24 protein-coding genes and 1 tRNA gene are annotated in these 15,647 nt (G+C 66.0%); 7 read left to right on the forward strand and 18 right to left on the reverse strand.

Going from position 1 to position 15,647, the window contains the following annotated elements:
- Positions 1 to 37 precede the first annotated feature (37 nt).
- Both A7X97_RS00030 and dxs read left to right on the forward strand, forming a co-directional pair.
- Positions 38 to 703: an HNH endonuclease gene (locus A7X97_RS00030; protein ID WP_032954353.1), complete on the forward strand. Its 666-nt coding sequence runs from the start codon at positions 38 to 40 to the stop codon at positions 701 to 703.
- 105 nt (positions 704 to 808) lie between these two features.
- Positions 809 to 2,716 carry a 1-deoxy-D-xylulose-5-phosphate synthase gene (gene dxs / locus A7X97_RS00035; protein WP_111007447.1) on the forward strand — a complete coding sequence of 636 codons (1,908 nt, stop codon included), beginning with the start codon at positions 809 to 811 and terminating at the stop codon, positions 2,714 to 2,716.
- 132 nt (positions 2,717 to 2,848) lie between these two features.
- Here the strand turns inward: dxs and A7X97_RS00040 are convergent, their stop codons facing one another.
- The 3 genes from A7X97_RS00040 to A7X97_RS00050 all read right to left on the reverse strand — a co-directional run bounded on the left by A7X97_RS00040 (position 2,849) and on the right by A7X97_RS00050 (position 4,123).
- On the reverse strand, positions 2,849 to 3,052 hold the full coding sequence (locus A7X97_RS00040) for a hypothetical protein (protein ID WP_005417823.1): 204 nt from the start codon (positions 3,050 to 3,052) through the stop codon (positions 2,849 to 2,851).
- Positions 3,053 to 3,226: 174 nt separating this feature from the next.
- Complete coding sequence (locus tag A7X97_RS00045; RefSeq protein ID WP_005417825.1) at positions 3,227 to 3,784, reverse strand: DUF3011 domain-containing protein; 558 nt, start codon at positions 3,782 to 3,784, stop codon at positions 3,227 to 3,229.
- Between the two features lie 132 nt (positions 3,785 to 3,916).
- Positions 3,917 to 4,123, reverse strand: a complete 207-nt coding sequence (locus A7X97_RS00050) for a hypothetical protein (RefSeq protein ID WP_072169134.1) — start codon at positions 4,121 to 4,123, stop codon at positions 3,917 to 3,919.
- Positions 4,124 to 4,524: 401 nt separating this feature from the next.
- On the opposite strand from A7X97_RS00050, the gene A7X97_RS00055 reads away from it, so the two are divergent.
- The 3 genes from A7X97_RS00055 to A7X97_RS00065 are packed head-to-tail and all read left to right on the forward strand — an operon-like array spanning position 4,525 to position 5,421.
- The gene (locus A7X97_RS00055; protein WP_072169133.1) at positions 4,525 to 4,809 is read left to right on the forward strand and encodes a hypothetical protein; all 285 of its coding nucleotides are present in this window, start codon (positions 4,525 to 4,527) and stop codon (positions 4,807 to 4,809) included.
- A gap of 12 nt (positions 4,810 to 4,821) precedes the next feature.
- Positions 4,822 to 5,055, forward strand: a complete 234-nt coding sequence (locus A7X97_RS00060) for a DUF1653 domain-containing protein (RefSeq protein WP_072169132.1) — start codon at positions 4,822 to 4,824, stop codon at positions 5,053 to 5,055.
- Between the two features lie 33 nt (positions 5,056 to 5,088).
- Positions 5,089 to 5,421, forward strand: coding sequence for an SMR family transporter (locus A7X97_RS00065; RefSeq protein ID WP_053499229.1), 333 nt, complete (start codon positions 5,089 to 5,091; stop codon positions 5,419 to 5,421).
- Between the two features lie 22 nt (positions 5,422 to 5,443).
- Here A7X97_RS00065 and A7X97_RS00070 read toward each other — a convergent pair whose 3' ends face one another.
- From A7X97_RS00070 to A7X97_RS00090, 5 genes are all read right to left on the reverse strand, one after another.
- Positions 5,444 to 5,617: a DUF1328 domain-containing protein gene (locus A7X97_RS00070; protein WP_005417836.1), complete on the reverse strand. Its 174-nt coding sequence runs from the start codon at positions 5,615 to 5,617 to the stop codon at positions 5,444 to 5,446.
- A 94-nt stretch (positions 5,618 to 5,711) separates the two neighbouring features.
- On the reverse strand, positions 5,712 to 6,353 hold the full coding sequence (locus A7X97_RS00075) for a LysE family translocator (protein WP_111007440.1): 642 nt from the start codon (positions 6,351 to 6,353) through the stop codon (positions 5,712 to 5,714).
- Positions 6,354 to 6,451: 98 nt separating this feature from the next.
- The gene (locus A7X97_RS00080; RefSeq protein WP_005417839.1) at positions 6,452 to 7,060 is read right to left on the reverse strand and encodes an ATP-dependent Clp protease proteolytic subunit; all 609 of its coding nucleotides are present in this window, start codon (positions 7,058 to 7,060) and stop codon (positions 6,452 to 6,454) included.
- 37 nt (positions 7,061 to 7,097) lie between these two features.
- Entirely contained in the window at positions 7,098 to 7,448 is a 351-nt protein-coding gene (locus tag A7X97_RS00085; RefSeq protein ID WP_072169129.1) for an SRPBCC family protein, read from the reverse strand.
- On the reverse strand, positions 7,448 to 7,759 hold the full coding sequence (locus A7X97_RS00090; protein ID WP_072169128.1) for an ArsR/SmtB family transcription factor: 312 nt from the start codon (positions 7,757 to 7,759) through the stop codon (positions 7,448 to 7,450). Before A7X97_RS00090 ends, A7X97_RS00085 begins: the two co-directional genes overlap by 1 nt.
- Positions 7,760 to 7,845: 86 nt before the next feature.
- On the opposite strand from A7X97_RS00090, the gene A7X97_RS00095 reads away from it, so the two are divergent.
- Positions 7,846 to 8,538, forward strand: a complete 693-nt coding sequence (locus tag A7X97_RS00095; protein ID WP_088496163.1) for an aspartate/glutamate racemase family protein — start codon at positions 7,846 to 7,848, stop codon at positions 8,536 to 8,538.
- A gap of 12 nt (positions 8,539 to 8,550) precedes the next feature.
- On the opposite strand, the gene A7X97_RS00100 is transcribed toward A7X97_RS00095, so the two are convergent.
- Positions 8,551 to 8,946: a hypothetical protein gene (locus A7X97_RS00100; RefSeq protein ID WP_061478088.1), complete on the reverse strand. Its 396-nt coding sequence runs from the start codon at positions 8,944 to 8,946 to the stop codon at positions 8,551 to 8,553.
- 242 nt (positions 8,947 to 9,188) lie between these two features.
- Between A7X97_RS00100 and A7X97_RS00105 the strand changes: the two genes are divergently transcribed.
- Entirely contained in the window at positions 9,189 to 9,704 is a 516-nt protein-coding gene (locus tag A7X97_RS00105) for a DUF3011 domain-containing protein (RefSeq protein ID WP_088496159.1), read from the forward strand.
- 203 nt (positions 9,705 to 9,907) lie between these two features.
- Here the strand turns inward: A7X97_RS00105 and A7X97_RS00110 are convergent, their stop codons facing one another.
- From A7X97_RS00110 to rpmI, 9 genes are all read right to left on the reverse strand, one after another.
- Positions 9,908 to 10,249, reverse strand: coding sequence for a low molecular weight protein tyrosine phosphatase family protein (locus A7X97_RS00110; RefSeq protein ID WP_088496158.1), 342 nt, complete (start codon positions 10,247 to 10,249; stop codon positions 9,908 to 9,910).
- Positions 10,246 to 10,446 (reverse strand): hypothetical protein, encoded by a 201-nt coding sequence (locus A7X97_RS00115; protein ID WP_088496157.1) that lies wholly within the window; start codon positions 10,444 to 10,446, stop codon positions 10,246 to 10,248. Before A7X97_RS00115 ends, A7X97_RS00110 begins: the two co-directional genes overlap by 4 nt.
- Positions 10,447 to 10,563: 117 nt before the next feature.
- A tRNA-Pro gene (locus A7X97_RS00120) sits at positions 10,564 to 10,640 on the reverse strand.
- 68 nt (positions 10,641 to 10,708) lie between these two features.
- Positions 10,709 to 11,065, reverse strand: coding sequence for a MerR family transcriptional regulator (locus A7X97_RS00125; protein WP_053518690.1), 357 nt, complete (start codon positions 11,063 to 11,065; stop codon positions 10,709 to 10,711).
- Positions 11,046 to 11,345: an integration host factor subunit alpha gene (locus A7X97_RS00130; RefSeq protein WP_005410432.1), complete on the reverse strand. Its 300-nt coding sequence runs from the start codon at positions 11,343 to 11,345 to the stop codon at positions 11,046 to 11,048. Before A7X97_RS00130 ends, A7X97_RS00125 begins: the two co-directional genes overlap by 20 nt.
- A 27-nt stretch (positions 11,346 to 11,372) precedes the next feature.
- Entirely contained in the window at positions 11,373 to 13,754 is a 2,382-nt protein-coding gene (pheT, locus tag A7X97_RS00135) for a phenylalanine--tRNA ligase subunit beta (protein WP_088496162.1), read from the reverse strand.
- Positions 13,755 to 13,841: 87 nt separating this feature from the next.
- A complete protein-coding gene (locus A7X97_RS00140) occupies positions 13,842 to 14,837 on the reverse strand; it encodes a phenylalanine--tRNA ligase subunit alpha (RefSeq protein ID WP_088496156.1) in 996 nt (331 codons plus the stop codon).
- Positions 14,838 to 15,030: 193 nt separating this feature from the next.
- Positions 15,031 to 15,390 carry a 50S ribosomal protein L20 gene (gene rplT / locus A7X97_RS00145; protein ID WP_005410435.1) on the reverse strand — a complete coding sequence of 120 codons (360 nt, stop codon included), beginning with the start codon at positions 15,388 to 15,390 and terminating at the stop codon, positions 15,031 to 15,033.
- Between the two features lie 11 nt (positions 15,391 to 15,401).
- A complete protein-coding gene (gene rpmI / locus A7X97_RS00150; RefSeq protein ID WP_005410436.1) occupies positions 15,402 to 15,599 on the reverse strand; it encodes a 50S ribosomal protein L35 in 198 nt (65 codons plus the stop codon).
- Positions 15,600 to 15,647 lie beyond the last annotated feature (48 nt).

The following is a 15,647-nucleotide window of genomic DNA, read 5'->3' on the forward strand; positions in this document are numbered from 1 at the left end:
ACAAATCGTCAACATTCAGGTATAAGCTGTTCTCCCGATGGAGACAGACACTACACGCTTGGGTCTGATCGAAGCCGGAGCTCCGTTTTCTGCTCCGGGCGCCGAAGCATCGCCCAACGCCACGACGCTGCATCGCCCCGGTTCGGTCCGGCTGCTCTCGCTTGATGCCCACGGACGCGTACTGGACTGGATCACCTGGCAGGATGCGGCCTGCCTCTACGCCCGCGAGGCAGTGGCCTGGACGCTTGGCGATCCCTGCCTGCACATCCACGGTGGCACCAACCGCTTCAGCGGCCTGCAGAGCGGCATGGACCTGCACCCGATCATCGCTGCCCGCGGCCACGCCCGCTCCCGCGCGATCGACCCGACGCCGAACCTGACCAACCAGGCCCTGTTCGCCCGCGACGCCCATCTGTGCATGTACTGCGGCCAGCAGTTCACCCGCCCGACGCTCACCCGCGACCATGTCATGCCGCTGTCCAAAGGTGGCCTGGACTGCTGGGAAAACGTGGTCACCGCGTGCTTCCACTGCAATTCGCGTAAGAGCGACCGCACCCCGCAGCAGGCCGGCATGCCCCTGCTGGCAGTGCCCTACCGGCCCAGCTGGATCGAGCACCTGATCCTGTCCAACCGCAACATCCTGGCCGACCAGATGGCCTTCCTGAAGGCGCAGTTGCCCAAGCGCTCGAAACTCAGCACCTGAACGCCCGAACATGCAACCCTCACCGTCCTGTCACGGACGGCGGCGTTTGCTTGCCCCACCCCCGTTTGAGGGCGAAAATGGGCGTTCAGAAAAAGTGCGAACATGATGATCGACTCTGCCCGCTATCCCCGCCTCGCGCGCATCCAGACACCGGATGACCTGCGCACGTTCGACGAATCCGAATTGAGGGCGGTCGCCGACGAACTGCGCGCCTACCTCATCGAATCGGTGGGCAAGAGCGGAGGCCACTTCGCCGCCGGCCTGGGCGTCATCGAGCTCACCGTGGCCCTGCACTACCTGTACCAGACCCCGGTCGACCAGCTGGTGTGGGACGTCGGTCACCAGACCTACCCGCACAAGATCCTGACCGGCCGCCGCGACGAGATCCATACCGTCAAGCAGAAGGACGGTGTCGCGCCGTTCCCGAAGCGCGAGGAAAGCGAGTACGACACCTTCGGCGTGGGCCACTCTTCCACCTCGATCTCGGCCGCGCTCGGCATGGCCATCGCCCGCCAGTCCGAAGGCGACGACCGCAAGGTCGTGGCAGTGATCGGTGACGGCGCGATGACTGCCGGCATGGCGTTCGAGGCGCTGATGCACGCTGGTGGCATGGAGCCGGAGCCGAACCTGCTGGTGATCCTCAACGACAACAACATGTCGATCTCCGAGGCAGTGGGCGGCCTGACCAAGATGCTGGGCCGAGCGACCGGCAGCCGTACGCTCAACGCGCTGCGCGAAGGTGGCAAGAAGATCCTCGGTGACAAGAAGAACAACCCGGCGCGTTTCGTGAAGCGCTGGGAAGAACACTGGAAGGGCATGTTCGTGCCCTCCACGATGTTCGAGGAAATGGGCTTCCACTACACCGGCCCGATCGACGGCCACGACATGCCGGCGCTGTTGTCCACCCTGAAGACGCTGCGCGCCTCCAAGGGCCCGAAGCTGCTGCATGTGATGACCACCAAGGGCAAGGGCTACGAGCCGGCGGAAGGCGATCAGATCGGTTACCACGCCGTGGGCCCATTCGATCCGGACAAGGGCCTGGTGGCCAAGGCCGGGGCCAAGAAGCCGACCTATACCGATGTATTCAGCGACTGGCTGTGCGATGCCGCCGCCGCCGAGCCGCGCCTCTACGGCATCACTCCGGCCATGCGCGAAGGCTCTGGCCTGGTGCGCTTCAGCAAGGAGTACCCGCAGCGCTATTTCGACGTGGCGATCGCCGAGCAGCACGCGGTCACCCTCGCCGCCGGCATGGCCACCCAGGGGGGCAAGCCGGTGGTGGCGATCTACTCCACCTTCCTGCAGCGTGCGTACGACCAGCTGGTGCACGACGTGGCGATCCAGGATCTGGACGTGCTGTTTGCGATCGACCGCGCTGGCGTGGTCGGTCCGGACGGCGCGACCCACGCCGGCAACCTCGACCTCAGCTTCCTGCGCTGCGTGCCGAACATGGTGGTGATGGCACCCTCCAATGAAGCCGAGTGCCGGCAGATGCTCAGCACCGGCCTGCAGCACTCAGGTCCGGCTGCCGTGCGCTACCCGCGCGGTACGGGTACCGGCGTTGCGGCCGGCACCGACCTGTCGACCCTGCCGATCGGCAAGGGCGAGCTGCGCCTGCAGGGCAACCGCATCGCCCTGCTTGCCTTCGGCAGCACCGTGCCCGCCGCCGAGCAGGTCGGCCGCGAACTGGGCCTGAGCGTGGTCAACATGCGCTTCATCAAGCCACTGGATCGCGAGCTGGTGCTGGCCATGGCCGCCCAGCACGAGGGCCTGGTCACGATCGAAGACAACGTCGTGGCCGGTGGTGCCGGTTCCGGTGTCGGTGAGCTGCTCAATGCCGAAGGCGTGCTGCGTCCGATCCTGCACCTGGGCCTGCCCGACAGCTACCAACACCACGCCAGCCGCGAGGACCTGCTGGCCGAAGCCGGTATCGATGCGGCCGGCATCCGCGCCGCCGTGCTCAAGCGTTGGCCACAGCTGGCCGCAGGCAACCCGCCGCTGAGTGCCGCGGGCTGAGGCCGATCAGGAATCCACGCATCACGGGAAGGTGCAGCCGAAGGCTCGCACCTTCCACGGTGGAAGCAGGTGGTTCCACGCCATGCGTGGATGGCCGAACCCCGCAGGCCTGCCCCAGCAGGCGCCCCACGCTCAACCGTAACTGACCGCTTCCACGAACGCCCCGCTGGCCTCCACGCGCACGGCGGCGCGCTGCCCGGTGTCGACGAAGTGCAGGCGGGCCAGGGTCTCGGCAAAGTCATAGGCTCGTGCGCCATCACGGAACTCGATCGGCTCCGGCCTATCCGGGTGCAGCACGCGCCACTGGCGCTGTTCGCATTGCAGGCGGATCAACATGCAGCTCACTCCTTGAGGCAGCGTATCGACGGCGGCGCGATGCTGATGCCGGCTACGGCAATCGACATCACCGGGTATCAGGGCACGCAGGGCGCCCTGATCACAGACGATACGTCGTTCAAAATGTGAGCTGTATCAGATTATTCTGATTTTCACGGGTTGAACCCGTAAAGCTCAGTTCACCTGGAACTGCGCCCTGCAGCCATCGCTCACCCAGATGCCGCGGCGATCCCAGCCCCAGCTCTGGCCTTCGATGCAGGCACTGCGCGAGTCCTGGCGGATCAGGCGCACGCCCCGGCGGATGCGGGCATCGCAGTACTCCTGCCGGTGGCCATTGGAATGGCAGGTGACCACATCGCCACCACCCCATCCATTGCCGTTGCCCCAGCCGCCGCCATTGCCGCCCCAGCCGCCGCCGCGGCGGTATTCACCAACGAATTCGGCACGGCACCCCTGTGTGACCCAGACGCCGTTGCGCGACTGGCCCCAGGTCTCACCTTCCACACAGGGCGAACCGGACAATTGGCGGATCAACCGCGCGCGGCCATCCAGGCGGCACTCATTGCTGCGGTTCTTGACCGACTCGCAGCGCACGATGCCACTGCCATCGCGGCCGCCATAGCGGTCGTCGTCGTAGCCGTAGCCATAGCTCTGCGCCTGGGCGCCGCCGGCGGCCGCCAGCATCGGCAACAGGGTGCAGGCCAGGGTGCGCCAGGTGAGTGCCTTGCCCATCGAGATCTCCAGATGAATACGATGGCGCAAGCATCCGGGATTCACGGCCCGGCGCACAGAGGGAGCGGCGATGGCAGTTGTTCCCCCATTCAAACAACTCAACCGTGGCTGACTGCACCAAGGGGGCTGGCGTCACTCTCCAACGTAAAGCGCGTCTACCGTGTTGCCAAGCGCCTCGACCCGCACCGTGCTGCGCTGGCCGGTGCGGCGGTGATGCTCCAGGGCCAGCGCGGCGGCGGCATCAAAGGCGTCGGCGCCCCGCGCGTAACCCGTGGTGTCGCTCAGCTGCGGATGCAGTACGGACCAGCGCTGGGCATTGCATTGGACGGTGATGACCATCGGAGTCTCCTGCGGATGAAAGGGTGCAGTGGCAGGCAGTTGGCCGCTTGCCGTTACACCATCAGGCTAGCGACCGCCTCCGGGATGGCCTATCAGATTTGTACGAAAATGCCGCGCCCTCGCATCGGATCTCGGCTTTCCTCACATCCCTGAGTCCGTTTAGCCCGTTCATTCCGTGATCCTTGTCACGGAGTCAGGCTGGCTTCACACTACCGTCATCAACAGGGGCCCCTTCCACATGCGCACCTTCCTCCCGCACCAGCGTTCGACGTTGCTGAAGTTCTATTTCGTGGCCTGCTATCTGATCCTGATCGAAGAGTTGATCCGCGCCGCCGTGCATTGAGCGCTTGCTGACGGGCTATTTGCGACAGAAAATGTCGCTTTACGCACGGAGCTCGCGCATGAAGGTGCTTCTTCTGATTCCAGCGCTGCTGGTTCTGGCCGCCTGTGCCAGCCAGGACACGGCGACCGCGCGCGCTGATGCCGCTGAGGCGTCGCCAGCGACGCCGGTGGTGGGGGGCGACCGTGACGCACACGGCTGTATCGGCTCTGCTGGCTATCAATGGTGCGAACACAGCCAGCGCTGCGAGCGCCCCTGGGAACTGGCGCAGGCGCAGGGCCTGGCCAACACGGCCGAGGCCATCGACGCGTACTGCGCCAAGCCTGCCAGCCCGGCGCGCAAGTGAGCACGCCCTGCCATGGCTGAGCTGACTCCCCTGCCCGATCTCGTCCGTGGCCGGTATCGCCACTTCAAGGGCGGCGAATACGAGGTGATCGATATCGTCCGCAGCAGCGAGACGTTGGAACCGATGGTGCTTTATCGCGCACTCTATGGCGAAGGCGGCCTGTGGGTACGCCCCTACCCGATGTTCATCGAGCAGGTTCCGGGCGAACACGGCCCGCAGGCGCGCTTCGCTCGCATCGACGATTGATCCGGTGCGACCCGCAGTGACCCGGAGCCCGCGATGAACCCTTATATCTACCTGGCCGCCGCCATCGTGCTGGAAGTGATCGCCACGTCACTGCTGAAAGCCTCGGACGGCATGAGCCGGCTGTGGCCGACAGTGGGCGCGCTGGTTGGCTATGGGCTGTGCTTCTACCTGCTGTCGGTCACCATGAAGTCGGTGCCGACCGGCATCGCCTATGCAATCTGGTCCGGCGTCGGCATCGTGCTGATTTCGCTGATCGGCCTGGTGGTGTTCAAGCAGCGGCTGGATGCACCGGCATTGATCGGGATAGGCCTGATCTGCGCCGGCGTACTGGTGATCAATCTGTTCTCGCGCAGCAGCGCGCACTGAAGACGCTGCTGCGCGACTGGCGCTAGCTGACCTTCTTCGCCACGCTCATGCCGATCAGGAACAGGACCACGGCGATGATGATGCCTGCCCAGAACAGGAACTTGGCGATGCCCACGGCGGCGCCAGCGATGCCGCCGAAGCCCAGCACGCCCGCGATGATGCCGATGATGGCGAAGATGATGGCCCACTTGATCATGTCGATCCTTTCCCTGCAGGGAATGCAAACGGTGCGATCAGGCTAGGCCGCCACCGATGCGGCGCTCGTGAACGGGCCGCGTGTGCGGCGTGAATCAACGCGGCCGGAAGCGCAACAACGCCACTGCGAAGGCCAGGAACACGCTTCCCACCAGCCGCTCGAACCAGCGCCGTGCGAATGGCTTTGCAAGCCAACGGCGCAGGCCGTGGCCACCGGCTGCGTACATCACGTACCAGAACAGTTCGCAGGCCGCGAAGGTTGCCACCAGCACGCTGTACTGCACGGCCTGGCTGCGCGACGGGTCCACGAACTGTGGCAGGAACGCTGCGGCGAACAGCAGTAGTTTGGGATTGCTCAGGCCGACCCACAGGCCGCCGCGGAACACCGCGCCTGCGCCATGTACCGGCGCCAGTGTGACCTCGGCAGCATCGGCCACCGCGGGTGCGGGCCGGCAACTGTCACGCCAGGCCTTGATGCCGAGCCAGGCCAGGTAGGCCACACCGAGATAGCGCAGCACCTCGAACAGCATCGGCGAGGAATGCAGCAGCGCACTCAGGCCCGCTGCGGAAGCCGCCAGCGCCAGCAGCATCGCCAGCAGGCAGCCGGCCATGGCCGGCACACTGCCACGGAACCCCAGCCCGACGCTGCGGCCAAGGATGTGCAGCATGTTGGGCCCGGGCGTCCCGCACAGCACGAAGACCGTGGCCAGGAACCACCACCAGGTATGCAGGGCCATATCAGGCGTCCACTTCAGAACATCCAACCAGCATAGAGTGCGCCGGCCTGGCGCGGCACACACAGTGCAGCATGGATGCGGTGGTTACAGAGGCAGACTCAGGCCGCGAGCGCGTCGCGCCGTACCAGTACCTGGTCGATCAGGCCCCATTCGCATGCCTGCTCGGCACTCATGAACCGATCGCGGTCCAGGGTCTGTTCGACCTCCTCGAAACTGCGTCCGCAATGCCGCGCATACAGCTGGGTGATGCGCTGCTTGGTGCGCTGCATCTCCTCGGCGTGGATGAAGATGTCCGAAGCCTGGCCCTGCACCCCGCCCAGCGGCTGGTGCACATGCAGGCTGGCATTGGCCAGCGCCGCGCGGTGACCCGGCTCGCCGGCCATCAGCAGGAACGAACCCATCGACCGCGCGGTGCCCATGCACAGCGTATGCACCGGGGCCGAGATGTATTGCATCGTGTCGTACATCGCCAAGCCGCTGGAGATCACCCCGCCCGGCGAGTTGATGTACAGATGGATCGGCTTCTCCGGATTTTCAGATTCAAGGAACAGCAGTTGCGCGCAGACCAGCGCCGATACGGTGTCATCGACTTCGCCGTTGAGAAAGATGATGCGCTCGCGCAGGAGCCGCGAGTAGATGTCATAGGAGCGCTCACCGCGCTCGCTGCGTTCCACCACCATCGGTACCAGCTGCATTCTGTCCCGCATGTGCCTGCTCCCTGTAGCGTTCGATCCAGGCGCCGGCTCACGCCGCGCGCATCACCGTGCGATGGTCATCGTTGGACGCCGGCGGTATCAGCGCGCGCCGGTCGGTGAGCCGGTGCACGATGGTCAGCACCGTTCCCCCATCCTCATCACCGCGCAGCCGGAAACACACCAGGCTGTGCAGATGTGGGGGCTGTGCATCGCGCAAGCGGAATCCCAGCTCCCGCCCCTCCTCGCACAGGCAGGGCTGTGGATCGGCAAGATCGGCGGCAGGCAACCAGCGCTCACGCAGTGCCGGATCGAACAGTGCGCGCCAGACCCGTTCCGGTGGCACAGGCAACCGCTGCTCCATCACCAGCGCGGGAGCCGCTTCCTCCAGAACATCGTCCATCAGTCCATCTCCTCCAGCAGGTTCTGCAGTGCGGACATCCGCGCCGGCCAGTAGGCCCGGTACCGCTGCAGCCAGCGACCGATGTGGGCCAGCCCGCGCGGATCGACTTCATAGTGGACGAAACGTCCCTGACGCTGCTCACGCACCAGCCCTGCATCGCGCAGCACTGCCAGGTGCTGGGACATCGCAGACTGGCTGATCGCAATGCCCTCACGTAGCGCGCTGGCATGTTGCCCGCCATCGGCCAGCTTTTCGAAGATATGGCGGCGGGTGGGGTCGGCCAGCGCCTTGAACAGGGCGTTCTCGATCATGGCCTATACATTAGCGATTACTAATGTGTCGTGCAAGTCCCGCATCGGTTGTGCTGCAATGACGGCTCCCTGGCATGGAGCTGAGCATGAAGACCCTTGGCCTGATCGGCGGCATGAGCTGGGAAAGCTCCGCGCAGTACTACCGTCTCATCAACGAGGCGGTGCGGAACCGCCTCGGTGGCGCCCATTCGGCGCAACTGCTGCTGTGGTCGGTGGATTTCGCCGGCATCAAGCAGTTGCAGCACGACGGTCGGTGGGATGTGCTGGGCAACCACATGCTCGATGCTGCACGGCGACTGCAGGCCGGTGGCGCCGAGCTGCTGGTGATCTGCACCAACACCATGCACACGCTGGCCGACCGGATCGAAGCCGAGTGCCGGTTGCCCCTGCTGCATATCGCCGACCCGACCGCCACGGCGATCCTGCAGGCCGGCATCCGCAAGGTGGGACTGCTCGGCACCGCCTTCACCATGGAGCAGGCGTTCTACCGCGACCGGCTGCAGGACCGCTTCGGGCTGCAGGTACTGGTTCCGGAGGCTGATGATCGCCGCTGCGTGCACGACATCATCTACCAGGAGCTGATCGCCGGCGTGGTCAGCGAGCACTCGCGGCAGGTGTACGCCGGCGTGATCGCGCGGCTGGTCGCGCGCGGCGCCGAAGCGATCATCCTCGGCTGTACCGAGATCATGCTGCTGGTGCGCCCCGAAGACAGTGCGGTGCCGTTGTTCGACACCACCACCCTGCACGCGCTTGCGGCGGTGGACGCGGCGCTGGCCTGACCGCGCGCAGCGTCAGCCTTCGCCCTGGACTTCCAGTGCGGTGATCAGCCAGTCGACCACGGCTTGCGAATCACACAGGAAGAAGATGGCATCGCCCGAACGCGCTTCGGTCAGCAGCCGATAGACGGTAATCGCCACCGCCGACTGGTTAGCGATGAACACCTCCGGGCTGCGCGGCCCTTCGCTGTGGCCGGCCACGGCGTGCAACGCCTTGCGCGCAGCCACGGTGGCGGGCGGGTCTGCGCTGCGGGTCAGTTCCGGCCCGCGCAGGCCCCACGCAATGAACACATGCTTGCCCTTGAACGTGGTGTCCAGGACACGCACCTGCCCAGCCTCTGCGCCAGCCGAGCGATGAATGACGGTACTGCTGATCAACGCAACCCCCTGTGGTCGTCGTGGTCCGCGCATCCTCCTCCGCAAGCCGGCTGCACGCCAGTGACGGCAGCCACAGGCTGCGCCGGCATGCGTGGGAGACATGTAAGAAGGTGTAAGCCGATGCGATCGGATGTGCCGCGATGATAAGGGATGTAAGGCCCTGCATGGGCCGGTGCGCACTACTAAATCCCCACTGAGCCAGCGCCGGAACGATCCGTTCCGACGGCCTCGAGCTGGTCCATTCTTGCGGCCCATTCCCCCTGCCGAGGCTCTCCATGACCCATCGCCTGTTGCCGCCCATTGCCACCTCCGCCCTGGCCCTGCTGCTGGTGGCCACCACGGTGGCCGCCCAGGACTACGTCAGCGATCACATTCCGCCGCTGCGTTGCGAGTCGCAGTTCAACAAGACCCAGCAGTGCCCGATCGAAGGCCGCATGCGCATGGCCAGACAGCTGTCGGTCACCCGCTGCGTCGAGGACCAGAACTGGGGCCAGAGCCGCCGCATGCTCTGGGTCACCGAAGGCTGCCGCGCTGAGTTCGTGGCCGACGAACAGGGACGCGGCCGCTGGCCGGGGCGCGGCCGGGACCGTGACCGGGATGACGACGGCGAGCGCCTGGTCTGCGAGTCCTACGAACAGAAGGACAAGGAATGCCGCATCCGGGTGCGCCATGGAGTGCGCTTGGTCAAGCAGAAGTCGGTGACGCCGTGCGTCGAGGACCGCAACTGGGGCTGGGACCGCCGCGGGGTGTGGGTCAGCGACGGCTGCCGTGCCGAGTTCCGCGTGTATTGACTGCCGACCACACGCTGGCTGTGGCGGATACGCAGACACGGCCGACGTGATCGATGGACCGGGCGCATCCAGCCCAGGAGCCTTCGATGACGCCACCCGATCCTTCCTCGACGATGCTGCATATCCGCGAGGCGATGCTCGCCTCGGGTTCTCACCGGCAGCGACATCGTGCAGGGTTTGGACGAAGGCGATCCGGAGCTGATCTACCGCTTTGCCGACAGTTGATCGAGGTACACGGCCACCTTGGCGGCCAGCAGGTCCATCAACGCCGGATCCATGCAGCGATAGTCGTCGGGGATGTCCAGGCAGTGCACGCGCTTGTGTTCCAGCAGGCGCGCGTACGCGGCCTGCAGGCGATGCTGGTGCTTGGCCTCCATCACGAAGATGACATCGGCCCAGCGGATATCCGCCGGGCCGATGGGGCGTCGTGCGTGCGGGCTGGTGCCGGCCGACAGCGCGTTGAAGCCGGGCCGCCGTCGCCACATGGCTTCGGCGGTCGGGCTCCGCAGCTGGTTGCGGCTGCAGACGAACAGCAGGTTGATCATTCCTGTTCCTGCAGTTGGCGGGCGCTGAGGACCGGATAGGTGAAACCCAGCTGGCGTGCACGCGCGAGCTTGGCATCCCGCGTATACAGCAGCTTCCAGTTCTTCTCGGGCTTGTAGCGGTAGGCCGTCGTGGCGCGGTCGCCACCACGGTTGCGGGCTTGGCTGCGACGCCAGGCACGGTTTCTTGCAGATTCCATGATGTGTTCTCGTGAGTACCGGGTTCAGCAGCCGCGGTAGTACGAGTGGCGCGCAGCATACACCGCACGCACAAAAAAGCCCACGCATCGCTGCGCGGGCTTCCTGATTCATCACAGTGGTCGGGACGGCCGGATTCGAACCGACGACCCTCTGCCCCCCAGGCAGATGCGCTACCAGGCTGCGCTACGCCCCGACTGATGCTGCGATGTGCCCGCCAGTGCGGCGGGCCGTGAAGTATAGCGGATTACGATGGAAATGGGATCAGCGGCGCAGCAACTGCAGCACTTCTTCCAGTTCCATGCGCACCTGCTTGATGATCTGGTTGCTCAGCGCCGATTCCTCGCGGGCATCGGGACCCTCCAGGCGCAGGCGTGCACCGCCGATGGTGTAGCCCTGTTCGTACAGCAGGCTGCGGATCTGCCGCACCATCAGCACGTCATGGCGCTGGTAGTAGCGGCGGTTGCCTCGGCGCTTGGCCGGCTCAAGGCTGGGAAACTCGGTTTCCCAGTAGCGCAGGACGTGCGGCTTGACGTCGCACAGCTCGCTGACTTCACCGATGGTGAAGTAGCGCTTGGCCGGAATCGGCGGTAGTTCGCGATTACTGCCCGGATCCAGCATAAGCTTCCACCCTCTCCTTGAGCTTCTGGCCCGGACGGAAGGTAACCACCGTACGGGCGGAAATCGGAATTTCCTCGCCGGTCTTGGGGTTGCGACCCGGGCGCTGGTTCTTGCGCCGCAGATCGAAATTACCGAAACCCGACAGCTTCACCTGACGTCCCTGTTCCAATGCTTCACGCAGCACATCGAAAAACGCGTCGACGAATTCCTTGGCTTCCCGCTTGTTCAGACCGACTTCGTCGAACAGCTTTTCCGCCATCTCCGCCTTGGTCAATGCCATTGCCTGCTACCCCCGAGTGCTGCCCGCTCAGCCGCGGATCCGGGCGTGGTGTTCACGCTCGATGGCAGCGACCGCCTCGGCCACCACCGCATCCACGTCGCGGTCCGTCAGAGTGCGCGACTTGTCCTGCAAAATCAAGCCCATAGCGAGACTCTTGAACCCCGGCTCGACGCCCTGGCCAACATAGCGGTCGAACAGGTTCAGGTCGCGCAGCAGCGGGCCGGCGGCCTGGCGGACGGTCGCGGCCAGATCGGCCCAGGCCACCTGTTCAGGCACCAGGAACGCCAGGTCGCGACGCACCGCCGGGAAGCGCGACAGCTCGCCGGCACGGGGCAGGCGACGGGCGGTCAGCGGTTCCAGATCCAGCTCGAAGGCGTAGACATCGGCCTCGATATCCATCGCCTTGGCCAGGCGCGGGTGGATCTGGCCGATCCAGCCGATCGCCACGCCATCGCGGAACACCTCGGCCGACCGCGCCGGGTGGCCGTAGGCACGGGACGACGGGCGGAACTCCAGTACCGCACCACTGGCAGCCGCCAGCGATTCCAGGTCGCCCTTCAGGTCATGGAAGTCGACCTTGCGAGTCGGCAGGCCCCACTGCACCGCCTGCGCCTCACCGCAGACAGCTGCCGCCACGCGCGGCGTTTCCAGCGGTGCCGGTTGGCCATCTCCGGCCTGCTCGGCGAACACGCGGCCGAGCTCGAACAGGCGCACGCGGCCGAGCTGGCGGGCGGCGTTGCGGCCCAGCGTGGCGACCAGGCCCGGCAGCAGCGACGGGCGCATCACCGCCAGTTCGGCCGACAGCGGGTTGGCCAGCGGCACCAGGGCGTCGCGCAGCTGCCACTGGGCCAGCAGTGCGTCGTCGACGAAGGCGAAATTGACGGTTTCCTGCAGGTCGCGGGCGATCAGCTGGCGACGCACGCTCAGCGCGTCCAACTGGGTCTCGCTCGGCATCGCCACGCGCGAGGCACCGCCCGGCAGCGTGGTCGGGATCTGCTCGTAACCGTGGATGCGGGCCAGCTCTTCGATCAGGTCTTCTTCAATGGCGATGTCGAAGCGGCGGCTCGGCGCGACCACCTGCCAGCCGTCGGCAGCAGCAACCACGACCATGCCCAGCGCGCGCAGGATGCGCTCGACTTCCGCATCGTCGATGGTGATGCCGAGCACGCGGGTGATGCGGGCGCGGCGCAGCACGATGGTTGCCGGCTGCGGCAGATCGGCTTCACGCACGGCCTCGGTGACCGGCGCCGGGGTACCGCCGGCCAGGTCCAGCACCAGGCGGGTGGCGTATTCGATGGCGGTGCGCGGCAGTGCCGGATCTACGCCACGCTCGAAGCGGTGGCCGGCATCGGTGTGCAGGCCCAGCTTGCGGCCACGGCCCATGATTGCAGCCGGCGCGAAGTGCGCGGCTTCCAGGAACACGGCAGTCGTCGCGTCGGTGACGCGGGTGTCGAAGCCGCCCATCAGGCCGGCCAAGCCGATCGCACGATCGGCGTCGGTGACCACCAGGAAGCTCTCGTCCAGCGCGGCATCGCGGCCGTCCAGCAGCTTCAGCGTCTCGCCCGCGCGCGAACGGCGCACGGCAATGCTGCCCTGCAGGGTGCCGAGGTCGTAGGCATGCATCGGCTGGCCCAGCTCCAGCATCACGTACTGGGTGATGTCGACCAGCAGCGAGACCGGACGCACGCCACTGCGGCGCAGGCGCTCGGCCATCCACAACGGGGTTTTGGCGGCGGCGTTGACGCCTTCGATGACGCGGCCCAGGTAACGCGGCGCTTCGGCGCCAGCGTCGAGCTGGATGCTCAGCTCACGGCTGCCGACCGCCGGAATGGCATCGGCGGCGAAGTCCAGCACTTCGCTGCGGGTGGCGGCGGCGACGTCGTAGGCGATGCCGCGCAAGCTGAAGCAGTCGGCGCGGTTTGGGGTCAGCTTGATCTCGATACTGGCGTCCGGCAGGCCCAGGTACTCGATCAGGGCCTGGCCGACCGGTGCGTCATCGGGCAGCTCCAGCAGGCCGGAGGCATCGTTGTCCAGGCCCAGCTCCTTGGCCGAGCACAGCATGCCGTTGGACTCCACGCCGCGCAGCTTGGCCGGCTTGATCTTCAGCTCGCCGATCTGCGCACCCACCATGGCCAGCGGCGCGACCAGGCCCGGGCGCGCGTTCGGTGCGCCGCAGACGATCTGCAGCAGTTCGCCCTGCCCGGCGTCGACCTTGCACACCTGCAGGCGATCAGCTTCGGGATGGCGCACGGCCTCGACGATGCGCGCCACGACCACGTGATCGAGGCCTTCGCCCAGCGCGGTCACGTCTTCCACTTCCAGGCCGATGGCGGTCAGCACTGCACTCAGTTCATCGCGCGAGGCGCCGGTCGGGACATGGCTGCGCAGCCAGTTTTCGGAGAATTTCATGGTGTCACCCTGGTGGGCCCGGCGCATGCGCCTGGGCCTGCAAATTTAGGAGCAGCCGAGCATGGCTCGGCTCTACGTGGCTGCGGCTTACGCGAACTGTTTCAGGAATCGCACGTCGTTCTCGAAGAACGCGCGCAGATCGTTGACGCCGTAACGAAGCATCGCGAAACGCTCCACGCCCATGCCGAACGCGAAGCCGGTGTAACGCTCCGGATCGATGCCGACGTTGCGCAGCACGTTCGGATGGACCATGCCGCAGCCCAGCACTTCCAGCCAGCGGGTGCTGCCGTCGGGCTGCTGCCAGGCGATGTCCACTTCCGCACCCGGCTCCACGAACGGGAAGTAGCTGGGGCGGAAACGCATCTCGAAATCGCGCTCGAAGAACGCGCGCACGAACTCGGCCAGCGTGCCCTTCAGGTCGGCGAAGGTCGAATGCTCGTCGACCAGCAGACCTTCCACCTGGTGGAACATCGGCGAGTGGGTCTGGTCGCTGTCGCTGCGGTACACCTTGCCGGCGGCGATCATGCGCAGTGGCGGCGCGTGGTCGCCCATGTAGCGCACCTGCACGCCGGAGGTGTGCGTGCGCAGCAGGCGGCCGTCGCCGAAATAGAAGGTGTCGTGCATGGCGCGCGCCGGATGGTGCGGCGGGAAGTTCAGCGCCTCGAAATTGTGCCAGTCGTCCTCGATCTCCGGCCCTTCCGACAGCTCGTAGCCCAGCCGGCCGAAGATGCCGGTGATGCGCTCCAGGGTGCGGGTGATCGGGTGCAGGCCGGCACGCTCGCAGTTGCGGCCCGGCAGGGTGATGTCGATGGCTTCGGCGGCCAGGCGCGCATCCAGCGCCGCGTCTTCCAGCAGCGCCTTGCGCTCGCCCAGCGCGCGGGTCAGCGCGTCGCGGGCCTGGTTGATCGCTTCACCAGCGGCCTTGCGCTCGTCCGCCGGCAGGGCGCCGAGCTGCTTGAGCTGCGAGGTGATGCTGCCACTCTTGCCAAGCAGGGCAACGCGCAGCTGTTCCAGCACGTCGGGACTCTGTGCGGCGGCCACATCGGCCAGCGCCTGGGTGGTGAGGGATTGGATGTCGCTCATGGGGGGCCGGAACTCCAGTCGATCTGCCATCGCGATGCGCGAAGGGCCGACCCCTGTCGCCACCGCCGTCCCCGCGCTGCCGCCATGGCCTCGCCGGAACCCAAAAAAGAATGGGGAAGGACTTGCGCCCTTCCCCATGCATTGCCTTGACCTGACACCGTTCCGAGTGAACGGTTACGGCATCGGGAAGGACTTATGCCGCCAGCGCGCCCTTGGCCTTTTCGGCCAGCGCGGCAAAACCGGCTGCGTCGTGCACGGCGATATCAGCCAGGACCTTGCGATCCAGGGTGATGCCAGCCTTCAGCAGGCCGTTCATGAAGCGGCTGTAGCTCAGGCCGTTGATGCGGGCAGCCGCATTGATACGGGTGATCCACAGCGAACGGAAGTTGCGCTTCTTCTGCTTACGGCCGATGTAGGCGTACTGCTGTGCCTTGATGACCGCCTGCTTGGCGACGCGGAAGACCTTGCGACGGGCGTTGTAATAGCCCTTGGCGAGATCCAGAATCTTCTTGTGGCGGCGACGCGCCTGTACGCCACGCTTAACTCGTGCCATTTTTCAGTTCCTCAGAGGTAAGGGAGCATGCGGTCCAGACGGCCTGCGTCTTCTGCACGGACATGGCCCGTCTGACGCAGATTACGCTTACGCTTGGTCGCTTTCTTCGTGAGGATGTGGCTACGGTTGGCGTGGCCGCACTTGTACTTGCCCGAGGCGGTCTTGCGGAAACGCTTGGCCGCTGCCCGGTTGGTCTTGATCTTGGGCATTGCAATGTCCTTGATGGGATATGACCCTGGTTTCTGACTGATCTGGCG

This window comes from Stenotrophomonas sepilia, from assembly GCF_003244875.1.
Taxonomy (GTDB): domain Bacteria; phylum Pseudomonadota; class Gammaproteobacteria; order Xanthomonadales; family Xanthomonadaceae; genus Stenotrophomonas; species Stenotrophomonas sepilia.